We start from the raw sequence: 14,776 nt of genomic DNA on the forward strand, positions 1-14,776 counted from the left end.
TCTTAAGTGAAGAACTTACAAGCAGAAATCATGTGGCCGGATATACTGTTGTCCCCCTCCAACAATAAAACTAACCTCTATTTTTGGACCACGCTTTGAGACTTAAGTTTTTTACCGTCAATGCGATAGATTAAAGGTTGGTCAACACACCTCCACTCCTGACAGTAGCAGAAGGGTCAGGAGCGACAGGAGAGAGGGGAAGATGGGAAAAGACTTATTCGGCAACGTACTGATTGACATGAAAGAACCCACCCTGCTCTACAAGCAGAAGGATCATGCCATCTACTGGCTAGGGATCACTGACGATACAGCCTTCCGCTGCAATGCATACCTGATTGTCGATGGTGAAGAAGCGATCATTGTAGACCCCGGCTCCAGGAATCATTTTGAGCAAGTAAAAAAACGTGTCGCCCAGATCATGGATCCTGAATCGATAACCGGCATGATTCTTTGCCATCAGGATCCGGATGTTGCCGCCTCCATGGTGGACTGGCTCGCATTGAATCCAAAAACCACCGTATTCACCTCGCCTCGAACAATGGTACTACTTCCCCACTACGGAGTAGGTCATTTCACTGCTTTTGATATTGAGGAGAATCCTCGTTATGAACTCCCCTCCCGCCGGGTCCTGAGCTTTATCACTGCACCATTCCTTCACTCCCCTGCAGCATTTGTAACCTTTGACGAAAGCGCCCACTTCCTTTTTTCAGGGGATATATGGGCAGCCCTGACAACCGAATGGGACCTCGTCACCAAGGACTTTGAACAACATGCTCTAAATATGGACCTTTTCCATATCGACTACATGGCATCTAATGTGGCTACCAACGGCTTCGTCAATAAGATCGCCCATCTGGAGATCGATGCAATCCTGCCACAGCACGGTTCCATCATTATCAATGACGATGTTCCGGCAGCACTTAACTACCTGAGAACACTGCGCTGCGGCACCGATATTTCTTATCCAGAGTTGGGGTAAGAGAGTATGAGTTCAGACCTTGAGCAGGATAACAGCGCGCTTAAGCAACGGGTAAAGCTTCTCGAGCAAGCTCTTCAACAGTCAGCACGCATACGTCAGCAGTTCAATGACGCGCAGCTTGCGCTCATGGAGAGTCGTGGCCGTTACTACGCCCTGATACAGCACGCCTTCGACGCCATCCTTATCATTGCAATAAACGGTGATATCCGGGAGGCCAACCCGACAGCTTGTGAACTTTTCTCCATGTCTGATGAGGAACTGGCCAGCCTGAATATCGATCAGCTGATCCCAGGCCTCCAAGCCGAAATTTCTACCAAGAAAAATGAGCACCCTATCCACGAATTCGAAGGCCGAAGGAAGGATGGTTCCACAGTTCCTCTTGAAATCACTGCTTGTGTCCTAGAACTTGAAAGTAACCCCTGTTATGCAATCACTGCCCGCGACATTACTGAGAGAAAGCAGGCTGATGCGCTCAGGCAGCAGATTCAAGATGAACTTGAAGAACTAGTCGCCAAACGCACCAGCGAACTCACCAAGCTGAACGCAGCCGTCCAGCAGGCATCCGAAATCCTGATGATCACCTCTCCCGATGGTACGATCGAATACCTGAACGATGCCTTTGAAAAAATCACCGGTATTACAAAGCTGGAGGCCGTAGGAGAAAAACCTTCAATTCTACGCAGTTCACATCACGATGACGCTTTCTTCGAAAAGATGTGGCAAACCATTACGATGGGTAACAGCTGGGAGGGGCGCATCATCAATAAGCGTAAGGATGGCAGCCTATTTCCTGCGCTCACCTCAATCTCACCTGTATTTGATAGTTCATCTGATAAAATTACAGGTTATGTTTGCATCTCACAGGATATCTCCGAACAGGAACAGATGGAGCAGCAGATGCGTCAGTCCCAAAAGATGGAGGCAGTCGGCACGCTGACCAGCGGTATCGCCCATGAATTCAACAATATGCTGGCGGGCATTCTGGGCAACCTCTACCTGATCAAGAGGAAGGCCCCTCTAAATGAGAAAGCCACCGAACAACTTGCTGCAGCTGAGGAGCTTTCGCTGAAAGCTGCACAAATGATCAAACAGCTGCTTACTTTCGCCCACAAAGACTCTGCGAGCATGAAACCGGTTAACCTCTCCGTTTTACTCAAGGAGGCCTACAAGATCTCCAGAGTTGCGATTCCAGAAAGCACAACCCTTGAAGGATACTTCTCTCCTGAGAAGTTGACTGTACTTGGCGATACGACCCAGCTTCAGCAGATCCTGATCAACCTGCTTAAGAACGCACATGATGCATGTGGTGATAAGGCTCTTGTCACCGTTTCCCTTGCACCATTCAGTGCAGATGCATCCTTCAGGGAGCAACACCCGCACACCACTGCCTTGAACTTTGCTCAGCTGCAGGTAAGGGATAGTGGCTGCGGCATTCCAAAAGAGACCGTTGCGAAAATATTTGAGCCCTTTTATACCACCAAACTAGCAGGGCAAGGCACTGGCCTTGGCCTCTCAATGGTTTACGGATCTGTTCAGCAACACAACGGCATTATAGAGGTCGAAAGCAGCCCCGGAGCCACCTGCTTCAACATCTATTTTCCGCTGATCCAGGAGGAGGAAGAGGCAAAAGCTGCTCGCGGAAGAGTGATTGAAGGCAAGCACGAAAAAATATTACATGTTGATGATGACAAGAGTATCCGGGATATCACATATGAAATATTAAGCAGCCTGAACTATTCAGTGGTTGAAGCCTGTGATGGAGAGGAAGCGGTAAAGATATTCTTCGAGAGCCCTGATGCATTCTCGCTGGTGATTCTTGATATTGTAATGCCCAAGCTGGGTGGCGTGGAAGCTGCCAAGGCGATTCGAAAATTGAGACCTGACCTACCGCTACTTTTCATGACTGGCTACGGTGAACAGCAGGTCAACCCGGATGAGTTGAACATGCAATCAATTTCAGTGATCTCAAAACCATTCACTATTCCGGATCTTAGCATCGCCATTCAAAAGCTTCTGCCCCCCACTAATGCCTGCCGCATAACAAGGGAATAAAGTAGCCCTAAATCACTAAGAATAAACCAAGAAAGCATTTTCATTCTTCTAGATATGGGGAAAAAACCATGCTTCGACTCCCACTTCTTAATCGTCTGATTGCTTCCATAAGGCTGATTAGGCCATCGCATTTCTGAGTGGCCTTAAGTAGCGATCCAGTGAAGGTCGTGCAAACATCAAAGCAGGTTGATTTACGCTTAATTCAACAAGCCACGAATAGCCATACTGAGATCTTCAGGATGACAGGGTTTGCTCATAATCTTTATGCCCTCCCAGCCCTCAACATCGGCAAGCACACGCTCACGGTCATATCCAGTAATAAAAACAATAGGCAACTCAGGATTCAGGTCACGCATCCGTGTAGCAGCTTGGACTCCATTCATCTTAGGCATAACCATATCGAGCATGGCAATGCTAACCTTATCTCGATTGCGCTCGAACAACTCGACTGCAGCGTGACCATTCTCAGCTTCAATCACCTCATAACCAAGGTTTTCCAACAACTCTTTGGCAACCTCACGTACTGTCAGCTCATCATCAGCGAGCAGCACACAGACGGCCTTCTTCTCTTTACCGACGGTAGCCTGAAACTGCTTCTCCATAACGGGTATAGATTTATTCATAGGCAATAGGATTGAAAACATACTGCCCTGGCCCGGACTGCTTGAAACATCAATAATTCCACCATGGGAGTGTATGGCTCCATATACCATGGCAAGTCCTAAACCAGTCCCTTGATTAAGGGGCTTAGTTGTAAAAAAAGGATCAAAGATACTATTCAAATGCTCCGGTTTAATGCCATAGCCGTTATCCGCCACGGTCAATTTTGCATATGACCCGCTCCCGAATTCCGGGTGCCGAAGCCTCAGCGAATCATCATCGCCCAAACAACCCAAGCTTACTGAAATTTCCGGGGCTTCAAGATGCTCTACTGCATCTCTGGCATTGTTAAGAAGGTTAATGAGGATCTGATGTATCTGGTGTTTACTACCATATACGGGAAGGTATTCAGACGAAATATCCCATTTAACAGAAATATTTTCTGAAACAGCCACCTGACTCAGGTTCTGTGTCTCGAAAATCAAATCAGGCAACGAAAACACCTTCTTCTCAGCACTATCCTGCCTGGAGAACGTCAGTAGCTGCTGAATAAGCGATGCGGCTTTGTAACTCTCTTTTTCAAGAGAACTGATTCTATGAATAAGATCAGCATCCTCCTGCAACCTCTTTTTAAGCAGGTAGAGATTACCTGTAACCGATGCAAGATAGTTGTTGAATTCGTGGGCAATACCACCGGCCAGGGTGCCAACTGCCTCCATCTTTTGGGAATATTGCAGTTTTTCTTCCATGGCACGTCGGCCACTCAGATCTTCAAAAGCAGCAACAATATGAGTAACCTTCCCCCCTGAAGAGAAGACTGGTGCACATGAAAGTATGACGGGCAGGTCAGAACCATCACTGCGATAAAGCTTAAGCTCCTGCTTCCATTTATTTCCACTCAAAACCGTAGCAAGGACTTCCTCATCAAAAGTGGCACCCATTGATATTAACGCTGCAAAGCTTCGACCACACAGCTCTGCAGCCTTACTGTTATAGAGTTGCCCCATCGCTTCATTTGCAAACTCAATGTTAGCTGAGGTATCAGTGATTATTATAGCCTCCGCCGTCTGCTCCAAGGCCTGAGAGAGCTTGCGCAACCTAGCCTCTGTTTTACAGCGTTCGGTAATATCGTGCATCACTGCAAAGGTACCAGACTGCTTTCCATCAATGATAATAGGCACCAGACTTAGATATATCGTGACTTTGCGACCGGACTTACAGGCGAGTTGTGTCTGCAGGCTTCCAGGCTGACCGGATTCAGCTTGTTTGAACGCATCTAACATCTTCTCAATCTCCGATTCGGGAATCAGATCAGAGAGGCCCATCCTCAGCAGATCCTGCCTGCTGTAACCTGTCAGAAGGATACTGGCCGGATTCGCATCAGCAACATGGCCAGCTTCGTTAAAAGAGAGCACTGCATTTGGATTGTATTCAAACAGAGCCATATGTTCACTGGGTTTTGTTTTGAAATTCTTTTCAAGATCAAGTACTACTGACCTCAGAAAGTCGATATATTTTCTCTCAATGCAGCGCGCCAAATCCGAAATAGTGAGCAGGCCTGCAAAACGACCACGATCATCAGTAACAGCCAGATGTCGAAGATTATGCCTGCGCATCAGCACACTGGCTTCGGGAACAAATGCTGTAGCGGCAATAGAATAAACAGGTGAAGTCATCACATCTGTCATTTTCATTGCAGAAAAATCTATATTTTCTCGCTGCAAGCGTGTGATATCTCTGGATGTTAAAATGCCAGAGACACCATTTTCAGAATATGCCAACATCGCATGCTTATTCCTGCTCATGGACGCCACAACATCGGTCAGCGGCATCTCTTCGGTTACAGTCACTGGATTGGGGAGCATCACCTCTCCAATGGTCTGCAGCTCAGTGACGTGCTCAACGCCCATACCAGAGATAAAATTCGACATAGTCAAAACACCAGTCAAATGGTTGGCTTCGTTCACTACAGCAAGATGACGCAACTTTCTCTGTACAAGCTCATCGTAGGCGTGAAAAACATTACTTTCTTCTTTAACCGAAAACACAGGTGAACTCATATGCTCGCCTACCTTTTCTTGGTGAATATCCAGTCCTTCTGAGGCCATACGCACAATATCGCCCTCGGTTAAAATGCCTTCCGGCTGGTGGTCACTGGATACAATAATAAAGCCGATACGATGACTGCTCAGTAGCTCGACAGCTTCAGCTACACTGCTTTCAGGATGAACAGTAATCGCACTGGTGGTCATGATTTCCCGAATCTGCATGGCGCCCCTCCATGGTGGTCGAAGTCAACGTACAATGAGACTAAAGTATTTCAACCTTATTTTACCTGACCCTTGATCATGCAAGCGTTCAACAACCTAAAGGTAGGGGAAAACTCGAAGTCATTTCAACTTATCCCGTGATAAAATTGTACATATGGGCTTCCTGTTTATCGGCACGCATTTATCTCATCCAGAAACGCCCACAGAAACATGAATGTAGTAACAATAGCAATGCGCTCAACAAAATACGGTTCTTTCTTTTCACTGTTTTCAAAGGCGAACGAAATAAGAAACCTGACTTTTCACCTTTCAACAAACAAAAAAGGCCGCTCAATGAGCAGCCTTTTTTAATAAATCAGTTACTGGTTACCTGTGATACTGAACGGACTCTTCGCGAACAGCCTTGAAGAATTCAATCGCGTGCTCAGGCGGCACATCAGGTGTTATGCCGTGACCGAGATTGAACACATGGCCGTTGCCATGGCCGAACTTGGCCAGAATATCCTTCACCTCAGCACGGATACGCTCAGGTTTGGCATAGAGCATAGTCGGATCCATATTGCCCTGCAGTGCCACCCTGTCACCCACGCGTGCTTTCGCCTCATCAATATCGATTGACCAGTCCAGGCCAAGCACATCACAGCCAGTATCAGCCATGGCTTCCAGCCAGCCCATGCCACCCTTGGAGTAGAGAATCACAGGTACTTTACGACCATCATTTTCACGTGTGAGCTGCGAAACAATCCTCTGCATGTATTGCAGGGAGAACTCTTTGTAGTCGCGGGTATTGAGGATGCCACCCCAGGTATCAAAGATCTGTACAGCCTGCGCACCGCTGGCAATTTGGCCATTAAGGTAAGCAGCAACAGAATCAGCCAGCTTTTCAAGCAGCAGATGCATGGTTTCCGGCTCATTGAACATCATGGCCTTAACCTTGGAGAAGTTCTTGGAACCACCACCTTCAACCATGTAGGTCGCCAGTGTCCATGGGCTGCCGGCAAAGCCGATCAACGGCACACGACCATTCAAATCTCTGCGAATGGTACTCACCGCATCCATGACATAACCAAGTTCTTTGGTCGGATCATTCAATACAGGCAGTTTTTCCACATCAGCACGGCAGGTTATCGGATCGGGGAATTTAGGCCCCTCACCCACACCAAATGTAAGCTCCATACCCATCGCTTCCGGTACAACCAGAATATCGGAGAATAGAATCGCCGCATCAGCATCGAGAATATCAATCGGCTGCAACGTCACTTCGGAGCACAGCTCAGGTGAGCGGCAGAGATTCAGAAAGCCGCCAGCGCGGGCTCTCGTTGCCCTGTATTCAGCCAGATAACGTCCAGCCTGGCGCATCATCCATACCGGCGTGCGTTCAACATCCTGTCGCAGGCATGCCCGCAGAAATAGATCGTTTTTCAATTCAGTCATTTCAAAATCCTTTAAATAAGAGACAGATGGACGCAGATTATCGCTGATGAACAAGATTGCTATCTAAAACCAACATTACCTAATCTACCCACTCAATTTCTATCGTTTTTACTGATCAAAACACACTATCTGTATTTATCTGCGTTAATCAGCGTCTAATTTATTTAATCCCAGATATATCCTTCGGTTGGTGAAGAGGCACTGGCAAATGCCCGCTTGGGCATGCGTCCAGCCAGATAGGCCATGCGGCCGGCCCTTACAGCATCACGCATAGCACGCGCCATCAGGCATTCGTCCTTCGCCTCAGCAATCGCCGTATTAATAAGGGCAGCATCAGCCCCCAACTCCAATGCTTTAGCAGCATCAGACGCAGTGCCGATACCGGCATCCACTACAATCGGTACATTCGCACGCTCTTTGATCACACGGATATTAAATGGGTTGGCAAGCCCGCGACCTGAACCGATCGGATTACCCAGCGGCATCACAGCCACACAGCCAACCTCTTCCAGCCGTGTCGCCACAATTGGATCATCACTGGTATAAACCATCACCTCAAAGCCCTCAGCCACCAGTATCTCGGCCGCCTTAATGGTTTCCACGACATTGGGGTAAAGCGTTTGCGTATCGCCCAGCACCTCCAGCTTCACGAGGTTCCAACCGCCAGCCTCACGTGCCAGACGCAATGTGCGCACGGCATCTTCAGCATTAAAGCAACCCGCCGTATTAGGAAGGATGGTGTACTTCTTCGGGTCAATATAATCGAGTAGGTTCTCTTTGCCTGGATCAGTAATATTCACGCGGCGCACTGCGACAGTAATCATCTCCGCTTCCGATGCTTCAGTAGCATCCTTGGTAGTCTGGAAATCCTTATACTTTCCGGAACCAACAATCAGTCTCGACTTGAATTCGTAGCTGCCTACCTTGAAAATATCGTCAGACATGTAACCAAACTCCCCCCGCACGGAACGTGCGGCTATTTCGACTATCCTGCCGAATTGTGTAAACAGTCGAAAACCACATTTTTTCGACTGCAAAAACAAGTAAAAGCCACGCAGGGCTTTTACTATTCAATCAATTACCCGCCACCAATCATGTGAACCAGCTCAATACGATCCCCATCTTTCAGGGCAGTACTGTCGTATTGGCTCTTTGGAACAACCTCTAGGTTGCACTCGATGGCAATCATGCGTTTCTCGAGCCCCATTTCTGCAACCAGCTCCGTCAAAGTGCCCGCTCGTACAGTACGATCTTCTCCATTAATATGGATAGTAATTTCACCGGACATACAACCCTCTCTGAAATTCACAAAAACCAACCGGAATGAACACTTTATGGCCGGAATCGAGCATTTTTCACCAGTTTTCACCCTCAACCTGATTGACCCGGTTTGTGCGAACACATAGTGTGAGGCACATGCTAACAGCAAGCGCCAGCACACCCAATACCCTGCAGAAAAAAGCAAAGTCTGCCCCTACACCAGATAATTGGTACGGGGTTGCAGGCGGCATGGATGCGGCAAAGAAAGCTATTACATGTGGTGCGCTTGAACAGGCCGAACAGATACTAACCGAGATGCTTGAGTTCGCCCCTGCAGAAACGCCTGCATGGAAACTTCTGGCCCGGGTTCAGAGAAAGCTCGGCCGTGTTGAAGCAGGCATTAAGAGCGCAACCCGTGCTTTGCAACTGCAGATCCCACGACCGCAGCCTCAAGCTCCAGCATCTGTAACCCTTGCGCAGCTGCTCTGGAAGCAGGGTGAAAAAGAGCTGGCCATGGAGATGTTATCCCTCCTGATAACTCGTCAGCCCGAAGATCAGTCACTGGTCGTGCTCAAAAGCAACTGGGATAAGGAGTCCGATTCATGAAAAACCTGCGTTTCCTCGTCCTGCACGGGCCGAACCTGAACCTTCTCGGAACCCGCGAACCCGGCCACTACGGTCATGTCACCCTTGCCGATATCAACCAATCTCTGATTGAACTGGGTGACACCCTCGGCATCGAGATATCAACATTCCAGAGTAACCATGAGGGTGAACTGGTTGATCGCATCCATCAGGCTGCCAGTGACAATATTGATGGCATCATTATCAACCCGGCAGCCTACACCCACACCAGCATCGCTCTTCGTGATGCCTTACTGGCTATCAGCATCCCGTTTATTGAAGTACACCTCTCTAACATCCACCGCCGTGAAGAGTTCCGACACCACTCCATGCTGGCGGATGCAGCTACCGGAATTGTGGCTGGATTTGGTGCAACCTCATACCTGCTGGCCCTGCGTGGCCTGCAAGATCATTTACGTCAAATCTAAATAGTAGAAACAGGAGATTAACTTGGATATTGCCCATATTCGCAAACTTATTAAACTGATTCAGAGCACGGATGTTACCGAGATCGAGATCACGGAAGGCACTGAAACTGTGCGTATTTCCCGTCAGGGATCTGTTGCCGTTATGCCACAGGCTGCGCCAGTCTATGCAGCTGCTGCAGCTGCTCCAGTTTCGGCAGAGGTTGCAGGCCCTGCAGCTGAGAGCACTGCCCATCAGGTGAAATCACCGATGGTAGGTACATTCTACGCATCCTCGAGTCCTGATGCCGATCCGTTTGTCAGCGTCGGCCAGAAGGTTAAAAAAGGTGACACCATCTGCATCATTGAAGCGATGAAGATGATGAACGAGATCGAGTCCGAGTATGACGGCGTTGTTGAGGCCGTTCTTACTGAAAATGCAACGCCTGTTGAATACGGCCAGCCAATTTTCGTTATCACACCACTAGGCTGATCGGAGGATACATGTTTCACAAAATCCTGATCGCCAACCGTGGCGAAATTGCCGTACGCATTATCCGTGCTTGTAAAGAGCTAGGAATCCGTTCGGTAGCCGTCTATTCTGAAGCAGATCGCGACTGTATGCATACAAGGCTTGCCGATGAGTCAGTCTGTATCGGCCCTGCATCAAGTACCCTCTCCTACCTAAATATTGCAGCCATCATGGCGGCAGCCGAGCTGACCGATGCGCAGGCGATTCATCCTGGCTTCGGCTTTCTGGCAGAAAATGCCGAGTTTGCCGACATTGTTAATGAATCCGGACTCGTATGGATAGGCCCCACGCCTGAATCAATGCGCATCATGGGCGACAAGGTTACTGCCAAGAAAAAGATGGCACTGGCCGGCGTACCTCTGGTTCCGGGTTCCGATGGCGCAGTAAAGGACATCGAAGAAGCCAGAGCAATCGCCAAACAGTCCGGTTTCCCGTTGATTATCAAGGCATCAGCTGGCGGCGGCGGCCGAGGCATGAAGGTGGTACACTCTGAAGCTTCGTTCTCAAACGCTTTTTCCATGTGCAAAGCGGAAGCCGGTGCCGCATTCGGTGATGATACCGTCTTTATTGAAAAGTTCCTCGTAGAGCCACGGCATATCGAGGTGCAGGTGCTCGGTGATACGCATGGCAATATCGTTCATCTTTACGAACGCGAATGTTCCATGCAGCGCAACAATCAGAAAGTGCTTGAAGAGGCCCCAAGCCCGTCACTTGATGCGGAAACCCGCGAGAAGATTTGTGCAGCAGGCCTGGCAGCTGCCAAGGCAGTGGATTATGTCGGTGCCGGCACCATCGAGTTCCTAATGAATGCGGATAACTCATTCTATTTCATGGAAATGAATACCCGTATTCAGGTTGAGCACCCTGTGACTGAATGGATCACCGGTGTAGACCTGATTGAGTGGCAGATCCGCGTAGCCAACGGTGAAAAGCTCGCCTTCAAACAGGAAGATCTCAAAATCAAGGGCCATGCCATTGAGTGCCGCATCAATGCGGAACACCCGTTCAAGTTCACACCGTCACCGGGAACTGTAGAACTCTATCACGCACCGGGTGGACGTAGTGTACGTGTCGATTCACACCTCTATACAGGTTATAAAATTCCACCACACTATGACTCAATGATCGGTAAGATCATCACCCATGCACGCGATCGTGAAAAGTGCATCCGTCGCATGCAGCGGGCGATTGATGAGCTGGTCGTTCTGGGTGTCACCACCAATCAGGAGCTGCATCAGCGCCTGTTGGCCAATCCGGGATTCCAAAAGGGTGAGTTCAATATTCACTTCCTGGAGAAGTGGCTGAAACAGATGAGCCTGTAAGGGGACTTGCATCTAAATCAACAAAAAGGCCGGGCATACTGCCCGGCCTTTTTGTTTTCTCCTTTTACCGCTTAATCAAACGCCGGAATACTGCGCATGCACCTCTCTGGCGTGCATGTTCGGCAGCTTGTTCAACGCGGCGATCAAGGCCTTGGCCGATGCCACAATAATGTCGGTATCTGCCCCCTGCCCGTTCACAATGCGCTCGCCATCCTGCAATCGCACCGTCACCTCACCCTGTGCATCGGTACCGACGGTAATGGCATTCACCGCATAGAGCAGCAGTTTTCCGTTGGGCTCGACCATCGATTTAATCGCCTTGAAAGCAGCATCCACAGGACCATCCCCTTCTGCCGTCGCCTTATGTCGAACACCCTCAATCTCCAGCTCAACTGCAGCCACCGGAGCATCATTGGTACCTGATGCCGCATGCAAACTGATCAACTTCACTCGCTCAGCTTCGACATTTGAGTCATCGGAGAGGATCGACATCAGATCTTCATCAAAGATATCCTTCTTTTTATCTGCCAATACCTTGAAACGATCAAACACCGCCACCAGACGCTCGTCATCAAGCACTTCACCCAACTCAATATAACGGGCCTTAAGTGCTGCACGACCGGAGTGTTTGCCCAGCACCATGCGATTGGCTCTCCAGCCGACTGATTCCGGAGTCATGATCTCATAGGTTTTCTTGTGCTTGAGCATGCCGTCCTGATGGATGCCGGACTCATGGGCAAAGGCATTGGCACCAACAATCGCCTTATTCGGCTGGATCGGCATACCAGTAATCTGGCTCACCAGCTTTGAGGTCGGAACGATCTTCGTAGTATCGATACCCAGATCAATATTGTATCGATCTGAACGGGTCTTCATGATCATCACGATCTCTTCCAACGCAGCGTTACCGGCACGTTCACCAAGGCCGTTGATGGTGCACTCCACCTGACGTGCGCCATTTTCAATGGCAGCCAGTGAGTTGGCAACGGCAAGACCCAGGTCATTGTGGCAATGGACTGAGAAGATCGCCTGGTCCGAGTTGGGGACATTTTCAATCAGGGTCCGAATGCGGTAACCGAACTCATCGGGTGTCATGTAACCGACCGTATCTGGAATATTGATCACCCGCGCACCTGCTTTAATCACCTGCTCTACGATCCGGCAGAGAAAATCGATTTCGGAACGGCCCGCATCTTCAGCAGAAAATTCCACCTCAGGCACCAGCGAACGCGCCTGCTTCACAGCAGCCACCGCACGTTCGACCACCTGGTCCGGACTCATACGCAGCTTGGCCTCCATATGAATGGGACTGGTAGCGATAAAGGTATGGATACGGGCGTTATCTCCAGCCGGTTTAACAGCCTCAGCTGCACGGGCAATATCACCCTGAGCCGCTCTTGCCAGGCCTGCAATTTTCGGACCATGAACTTCACTGGCAATACGATGAACCGCCTCAAAATCTCCCGGTGATGCGATGGGAAACCCCGCCTCGATGATATCCACGCCAAGTGTCGCCAGCGCATGCGCCACGCGCAATTTCTCATCAATATTCATCGAACAGCCCGGTGACTGCTCGCCATCTCGCAGCGTTGTATCAAATATATACAAGCGATCAGACATTTTTATCTCCTATCATCATCCAAAAAAATCAGCACAAACAAAAAAGGCCGCGGAAATCCGCGGCCTGTACATCATCAGCTGAACCTAATCAGCAGACGCACAGACCCATTCGAAGTAGTAGGTACTCCGTTGCAGTGGTGGATGCAGAAAACTGTGTGTTCATGCAGCGGATTAAAGCACCATGCAACTGCTTGGTCAATTCCCTCAGCTTTGATCTGCCCCTTCACTGCCACCCTGCTGCTGTTTTCGCTTGAGTTTACGTTGCTGGCGATACTGGGTTAAACGCCGATTCTGCCAAAGACTTAACAGTGGCCCATGCATGCAGTAAACAAACAAAACACCAAATGGAAAGCGATACGGGTCTATGGCAATCAGCCCAATGACCAGAATCATTCCAACCAGCACACCGGTAGAGCGACGCTCTTTCAGGTCAACATCCTTTCCGGAAATAAAACGCACATTACTGACCATCAGCCAGGCCATGAAAAGTGACAGGACAAACCAGAGCCACGGCAACGGCTCAATGCGTGCATCAACATGGTAAAGCACGGCTGTAGCAATCAGCAGCGCCGTACCTGGGGTGGGCAGCCCCTGAAAATAGCGGTTGTCCTGATGCTCGTGCTGCACATTAAAACGCGCCAGCCTGATAGCCGCACCGGCAACAAGGAAAAAGGCACCCAACCAAGCCAGCTTATGAAGATCGGGCCCAAGATTCACCAGTGCCCACATATAAAGAAGCACAGCAGGTGCGACACCAAAAGAGAGCATATCGCAGAGCGAATCGTACTCCGCCCCGAATGTACTCTCAGCATGCAGCAAACGTGCTACGCGCCCATCCAGCATATCGAATACTGCAGCGGCCATAATCGCCCAGGCAGCAAGCTCGAAACGCCCCTGAAAGGCTGCAATCAGTGCATAAAACCCTGCAAACAGACCCATCGTGGTAAACAGGCTGGGCAGCAGATATACGCCTCTGCGGGCAACCTTCTCTTTAAGCATCGGCATTGATTTCTCCACCCTTCTCTTTCGTCTTGCGTGCAACCACAGTCAACCCAGCTGTAACCATTTCACCTACTTTCACACTCAGCTCATAGCCGGCAGGAATCTCGCAGTTTACACGTGAACCAAATCGGATCATACCGATGCGCTGGCCTGCCTCGACACGGTCACCTACCTCGACATAGGAGACGATACGACGCGCTACCAGACCTGAAATCTGGGTGAAAGCGATATTGACTCCATCATCGCACGCCATTTCGAAACGGTTCCGTTCATTTTCCTCAGTGGCGTGATCAAAACTAGCATTTACGAACTTTCCCGGAAAGTACTGCATATGCGTAATGCGGCCGGCCATGGGTGCCCGGTTTACATGCACATTGAATACATTCATAAAGATATCAACACGCTGATGCCCCTGATCGGTCATCTCAGCACGAATCACCTTACCATCGGCAGGAGAGACAAACAGGTCATCCCCCTGTGGCACGGCTCGCGCTGGATCCCTGAAAAAGTTCAGCAGAAACAGAAGCAGTACAAACAGCACCGTTGAGGATAGCCCCCAACCAAGTGCCCAGGTGATGAACATCAGAACTGCAGTCGGAACAATAAAACGCCACCCTTCTGGGGCGAATGGAATGGTGCCACTAGGCTCTCCGGACATCAGGAGTTCTTTAGTCATG

The 14,776-nt window shown here is 49.5% G+C and carries 13 protein-coding genes; 6 read left to right on the forward strand and 7 right to left on the reverse strand.

Going from position 1 to position 14,776, the window contains the following annotated elements:
• Nucleotides 1–202 precede the first annotated feature (202 nt).
• Nucleotides 203–979, forward strand: a complete 777-nt coding sequence (locus Ga0123461_RS06930; RefSeq protein ID WP_100277665.1) for an oxygen-binding di-iron domain-containing protein — start codon at nt 203–205, stop codon at nt 977–979.
• Nucleotides 980–985: 6 nt separating this feature from the next.
• The gene (locus Ga0123461_RS06935) at nt 986–3,031 is read left to right on the forward strand and encodes a PAS domain-containing hybrid sensor histidine kinase/response regulator (RefSeq protein WP_100277666.1); all 2,046 of its coding nucleotides are present in this window, start codon (nt 986–988) and stop codon (nt 3,029–3,031) included.
• 197 nt (nt 3,032–3,228) lie between these two features.
• Here Ga0123461_RS06935 and Ga0123461_RS06940 read toward each other — a convergent pair whose 3' ends face one another.
• The 4 genes from Ga0123461_RS06940 to thiS all read right to left on the reverse strand — a co-directional run bounded on the left by Ga0123461_RS06940 (nt 3,229) and on the right by thiS (nt 8,623).
• The gene (locus tag Ga0123461_RS06940; RefSeq protein WP_100277667.1) at nt 3,229–5,901 is read right to left on the reverse strand and encodes a CBS domain-containing protein; all 2,673 of its coding nucleotides are present in this window, start codon (nt 5,899–5,901) and stop codon (nt 3,229–3,231) included.
• 366 nt (nt 5,902–6,267) lie between these two features.
• On the reverse strand, nt 6,268–7,335 hold the full coding sequence (gene hemE / locus Ga0123461_RS06945) for a uroporphyrinogen decarboxylase (protein ID WP_100277668.1): 1,068 nt from the start codon (nt 7,333–7,335) through the stop codon (nt 6,268–6,270).
• A 164-nt stretch (nt 7,336–7,499) separates the two neighbouring features.
• On the reverse strand, nt 7,500–8,279 hold the full coding sequence (locus tag Ga0123461_RS06950; protein WP_100277669.1) for a thiazole synthase: 780 nt from the start codon (nt 8,277–8,279) through the stop codon (nt 7,500–7,502).
• A 134-nt stretch (nt 8,280–8,413) separates the two neighbouring features.
• Nucleotides 8,414–8,623: a sulfur carrier protein ThiS gene (thiS, locus tag Ga0123461_RS06955; protein WP_100277670.1), complete on the reverse strand. Its 210-nt coding sequence runs from the start codon at nt 8,621–8,623 to the stop codon at nt 8,414–8,416.
• 128 nt (nt 8,624–8,751) lie between these two features.
• On the opposite strand from thiS, the gene Ga0123461_RS06960 reads away from it, so the two are divergent.
• Genes Ga0123461_RS06960 through accC form a run of 4 tightly spaced genes read left to right on the forward strand, consistent with a single transcriptional unit; the run spans nt 8,752 to nt 11,477 of the window.
• Nucleotides 8,752–9,201 (forward strand): hypothetical protein, encoded by a 450-nt coding sequence (locus Ga0123461_RS06960; RefSeq protein WP_232710070.1) that lies wholly within the window; start codon nt 8,752–8,754, stop codon nt 9,199–9,201.
• Between the two features lie 5 nt (nt 9,202–9,206).
• Nucleotides 9,207–9,647 (forward strand): type II 3-dehydroquinate dehydratase, encoded by a 441-nt coding sequence (gene aroQ / locus Ga0123461_RS06965; RefSeq protein ID WP_418289151.1) that lies wholly within the window; start codon nt 9,207–9,209, stop codon nt 9,645–9,647.
• A gap of 22 nt (nt 9,648–9,669) precedes the next feature.
• Nucleotides 9,670–10,116, forward strand: a complete 447-nt coding sequence (gene accB, locus Ga0123461_RS06970) for an acetyl-CoA carboxylase biotin carboxyl carrier protein (protein WP_100277672.1) — start codon at nt 9,670–9,672, stop codon at nt 10,114–10,116.
• 11 nt (nt 10,117–10,127) lie between these two features.
• Complete coding sequence (accC, locus tag Ga0123461_RS06975) at nt 10,128–11,477, forward strand: acetyl-CoA carboxylase biotin carboxylase subunit (protein WP_100277673.1); 1,350 nt, start codon at nt 10,128–10,130, stop codon at nt 11,475–11,477.
• A gap of 75 nt (nt 11,478–11,552) precedes the next feature.
• Here the strand turns inward: accC and Ga0123461_RS06980 are convergent, their stop codons facing one another.
• The 3 genes from Ga0123461_RS06980 to Ga0123461_RS06990 form a co-directional block, all read right to left on the reverse strand.
• Entirely contained in the window at nt 11,553–13,097 is a 1,545-nt protein-coding gene (locus tag Ga0123461_RS06980; protein WP_100277674.1) for a 2-isopropylmalate synthase, read from the reverse strand.
• A 204-nt stretch (nt 13,098–13,301) separates the two neighbouring features.
• Nucleotides 13,302–14,102 carry a CDP-diacylglycerol--serine O-phosphatidyltransferase gene (gene pssA, locus Ga0123461_RS06985; RefSeq protein WP_100277675.1) on the reverse strand — a complete coding sequence of 267 codons (801 nt, stop codon included), beginning with the start codon at nt 14,100–14,102 and terminating at the stop codon, nt 13,302–13,304.
• Nucleotides 14,089–14,775, reverse strand: coding sequence for a phosphatidylserine decarboxylase family protein (locus Ga0123461_RS06990; RefSeq protein WP_100278725.1), 687 nt, complete (start codon nt 14,773–14,775; stop codon nt 14,089–14,091). Before Ga0123461_RS06990 ends, pssA begins: the two co-directional genes overlap by 14 nt.
• Between the last annotated feature and the right edge of the window lies 1 nt (nt 14,776).

Origin of the sequence: Mariprofundus aestuarium (assembly GCF_002795805.1) — a bacterium.
GTDB lineage: Bacteria > Pseudomonadota > Zetaproteobacteria > Mariprofundales > Mariprofundaceae > Mariprofundus > Mariprofundus aestuarium.

Excerpts from the sequence above, each read along its gene's own strand:
- Ga0123461_RS06990 (WP_100278725.1), bottom strand. The coding sequence starts at position 14,775 with ATGACTAAAGAACTCCTGATGTCCGGAGAGCCTAGTGGCACCATTCCA.
- accC (WP_100277673.1), top strand. The coding sequence starts at position 10,128 with ATGTTTCACAAAATCCTGATCGCCAACCGTGGCGAAATTGCCGTACGC.
- hemE (WP_100277668.1), bottom strand. The coding sequence starts at position 7,335 with ATGACTGAATTGAAAAACGATCTATTTCTGCGGGCATGCCTGCGACAG.
- Ga0123461_RS06940 (WP_100277667.1), bottom strand. The coding sequence starts at position 5,901 with ATGCAGATTCGGGAAATCATGACCACCAGTGCGATTACTGTTCATCCT.
- Ga0123461_RS06950 (WP_100277669.1), bottom strand. The coding sequence starts at position 8,279 with ATGTCTGACGATATTTTCAAGGTAGGCAGCTACGAATTCAAGTCGAGA.
- Ga0123461_RS06935 (WP_100277666.1), top strand. The coding sequence starts at position 986 with ATGAGTTCAGACCTTGAGCAGGATAACAGCGCGCTTAAGCAACGGGTA.
- pssA (WP_100277675.1), bottom strand. The coding sequence starts at position 14,102 with ATGCCGATGCTTAAAGAGAAGGTTGCCCGCAGAGGCGTATATCTGCTG.
- thiS (WP_100277670.1), bottom strand. The coding sequence starts at position 8,623 with ATGTCCGGTGAAATTACTATCCATATTAATGGAGAAGATCGTACTGTA.
- Ga0123461_RS06960 (WP_232710070.1), top strand. The coding sequence starts at position 8,752 with ATGCTAACAGCAAGCGCCAGCACACCCAATACCCTGCAGAAAAAAGCA.
- Ga0123461_RS06980 (WP_100277674.1), bottom strand. The coding sequence starts at position 13,097 with ATGTCTGATCGCTTGTATATATTTGATACAACGCTGCGAGATGGCGAG.
- Ga0123461_RS06930 (WP_100277665.1), top strand. The coding sequence starts at position 203 with ATGGGAAAAGACTTATTCGGCAACGTACTGATTGACATGAAAGAACCC.